At 52.9% G+C, this 3,278-nt stretch carries 2 tRNA genes and 2 rRNA genes; all 4 read left to right on the forward strand.

The window, feature by feature from the left end:
* The first annotated feature begins 468 nt into the window (after positions 1–468).
* A 16S ribosomal RNA gene (locus ACR0B3_RS23545) occupies positions 469–1,930 on the forward strand.
* A 140-nt stretch (positions 1,931–2,070) separates the two neighbouring features.
* Positions 2,071–2,147 (forward strand) — tRNA-Ile (locus tag ACR0B3_RS23550).
* A gap of 74 nt (positions 2,148–2,221) precedes the next feature.
* Positions 2,222–2,297: transfer RNA gene (locus ACR0B3_RS23555), tRNA-Ala, on the forward strand.
* Between the two features lie 476 nt (positions 2,298–2,773).
* Positions 2,774–3,278, forward strand: a 23S ribosomal RNA gene (locus ACR0B3_RS23560); the annotation flags it as partial.

Below are 3,278 nucleotides of genomic sequence, written 5' to 3' on the forward strand. Positions count from 1 at the left end.
CCCTTCACCGGCGCTGCTGAGGCGGTGTTGGGGCGCTGCTGAGGCGGTGGAGACGGACCGGAGAGACGGTTGGACGCATCGGAGAGACGGTGGGCATTCGGAGGTTTAGGTTGGGCGGTTGCGCTGAGTGATTGGCGTTTCGGTCTGGTTTTTGGCTCTTGGTGTTTTGTTCTTTGACATTGATGGATAACTGAAGAGATATGTGGGCGGTTTGGTTCGTTTCGACGGATTGAATGTCTGTATATCGCGCTGGTAGGGGTTTTGCCCCGATGACCAGTGTCAGCTTCACTGTTTGTACGGCTTTCGGTTTCTGAAGAAACCAGAAGCACAACAAACAGATGACTTTTAGTGCGTTCCTTGGCCTAGCCGGGTTGGGGGAAGCTTATTCGCGCTCAAGTAGCCGAATAGGCGGTAGCGCACTAAAGATGTGCAGAGGTTCGAACGTCAAGGATAAGCAGCAATGCTTTTCAACTTGAGAGTTTGATCCTGGCTCAGAACGAACGCTGGCGGCAGGCCTAACACATGCAAGTCGAGCGCGCCTTTCGGGGTGAGCGGCGGACGGGTTAGTAACGCGTGGGAATATGCCCTTTGGTACGGAATAGCCTCTGGAAACGGAGAGTAATACCGTATGAGCCCTTCGGGGGAAAGATTTATCGCCAAAGGATTAGCCCGCGTTAGATTAGGTAGTTGGTGGGGTAATGGCCTACCAAGCCTACGATCTATAGCTGGTTTTAGAGGATGATCAGCAACACTGGGACTGAGACACGGCCCAGACTCCTACGGGAGGCAGCAGTGGGGAATCTTGGACAATGGGGGCAACCCTGATCCAGCCATGCCGCGTGAGTGATGAAGGCCTTAGGGTCGTAAAGCTCTTTCGCCTGTGAAGATAATGACGGTAGCAGGTAAAGAAACCCCGGCTAACTCCGTGCCAGCAGCCGCGGTAATACGGAGGGGGTTAGCGTTGTTCGGAATTACTGGGCGTAAAGCGCACGTAGGCGGACCAGAAAGTTGGGGGTGAAATCCCGGGGCTCAACCCCGGAACTGCCTCCAAAACTATTGGTCTAGAGTTCGAGAGAGGTGAGTGGAATTCCAAGTGTAGAGGTGAAATTCGTAGATATTTGGAGGAACACCAGTGGCGAAGGCGGCTCACTGGCTCGATACTGACGCTGAGGTGCGAAAGTGTGGGGAGCAAACAGGATTAGATACCCTGGTAGTCCACACCGTAAACGATGAATGCCAGTCGTCGGGTAGTATACTATTCGGTGACACACCTAACGGATTAAGCATTCCGCCTGGGGAGTACGGTCGCAAGATTAAAACTCAAAGGAATTGACGGGGGCCCGCACAAGCGGTGGAGCATGTGGTTTAATTCGAAGCAACGCGCAGAACCTTACCAACCCTTGACATCCCGGGACCGGTCCAGAGATGGATCTTTCACTTCGGTGACTCGGTGACAGGTGCTGCATGGCTGTCGTCAGCTCGTGTCGTGAGATGTTCGGTTAAGTCCGGCAACGAGCGCAACCCACATCCCTAGTTGCCAGCAGTTCGGCTGGGCACTCTATGGAAACTGCCCGTGATAAGCGGGAGGAAGGTGTGGATGACGTCAAGTCCTCATGGCCCTTACGGGTTGGGCTACACACGTGCTACAATGGCAGTGACAATGGGTTAATCCCAAAAAACTGTCTCAGTTCGGATTGGGGTCTGCAACTCGACCCCATGAAGTCGGAATCGCTAGTAATCGCGTAACAGCATGACGCGGTGAATACGTTCCCGGGCCTTGTACACACCGCCCGTCACACCATGGGAGTTGGTTCTACCCGACGGCCGTGCGCTAACCTTTTGGGGGCAGCGGACCACGGTAGGATCAGCGACTGGGGTGAAGTCGTAACAAGGTAGCCGTAGGGGAACCTGCGGCTGGATCACCTCCTTTCTAAGGATGTTCCTAGCATCACAGGGCTTGCCCTTGATCGTGGAACACTTAGCAGAAGATCAACAAACAAAGTTGGTCAAACTCATGGACCGAGCCGTCCTCATATCTCTTCAGAACACATCAGGCCGACCGGCCTGTCTGGGTCGGTAGCTCAGGTGGTTAGAGCGCACGCCTGATAAGCGTGAGGTCGGAGGTTCAAGTCCTCCTCGACCCACCAAGCCTTTTGCGGAGCAAAAGGCGTTGTCGTGGCAGTTGCTTTTGGTCACAAAAGCAATGAGAGCGACTTTTTACGGGGCCTTAGCTCAGCTGGGAGAGCGCCTGATTTGCATTCAGGAGGTCAGGAGTTCGATCCTCCTAGGCTCCACCATTTACCTTTCGATTTGATCATCGAGCACTTGAGTGAGTGCTGGATCATCCAATTGGATGGATTGACATCGTATAGAGAGAAATCAATCAACACTGTTTGATCGTGCCGAGTGTGGCGCTGATCTCGGTCGTTCTCATCTTCGGGTGAGCGGCGCAGTTTGGGTCTAGCCGGCCCTGTCTGTGTATCGCGACTGAAACGAACAGAGTTGTCCAAGTCAAATATACTAACCCGAGCGACCTGCGTTGATCAGCTGCACGGCTGAGAGACCATATGGGGTTGCTCAATTGTCCTCGTCCAAGTGGCGGGGGCGGGAAATGTATGTTTTTGGTTCAGAAGAATGACTGCCTTTAGTTACCAGCTGGGCGGCCTCGATCGATCTGACCGAACTGTGAAGGCCGAAGGCCGGAAGAGTTTACGTCCTCAAGTAGCCGAATAGGCGGTAGGACAAATGGTCAAGTCTTTCTTTTTCTGGATCAAATCAAGCGCGAGAAGGGCGTTTGGTGAATGCCTTGGCAGCAAGAGGCGATGAAAGACGTGATACTCTGCGATAAGCCATGGGGAGCTGAGAATAAGCTTTGATCCATGGATTTCTGAATGGGGCAACCCACCTGAAAGCTTCATATTGTTATCTATGATACTCAATATGGGGTTTAAACAGGTACTTAAGACCTGAATACATAGGGTTTTAAGAGCAAACCCGGGGAACTGAAACATCTAAGTACCCGGAGGAAAGGAAATCAATTGATACTCCCCTAGTAGCGGCGAGCGAACGGGGACCAGCCGAGCCGGATAAGTGAGAAGAACATGTTGGGAAGCATGGCCATAGCGGGTGACAGCCCCGTATTCGAAGCTTTGACGGACGTATTAAGTAGGGCGGAACACGTGAAATTCTGTCTGAAGATCGGAGGACCACCTTCGAAGGCTAAGTACTCCTTGCTGACCGATAGCGAACCAGTACCGTGAGGGAAAGGTGAAAAGCAC

Source organism: Ruegeria sp. CE9, assembly GCF_056537425.1.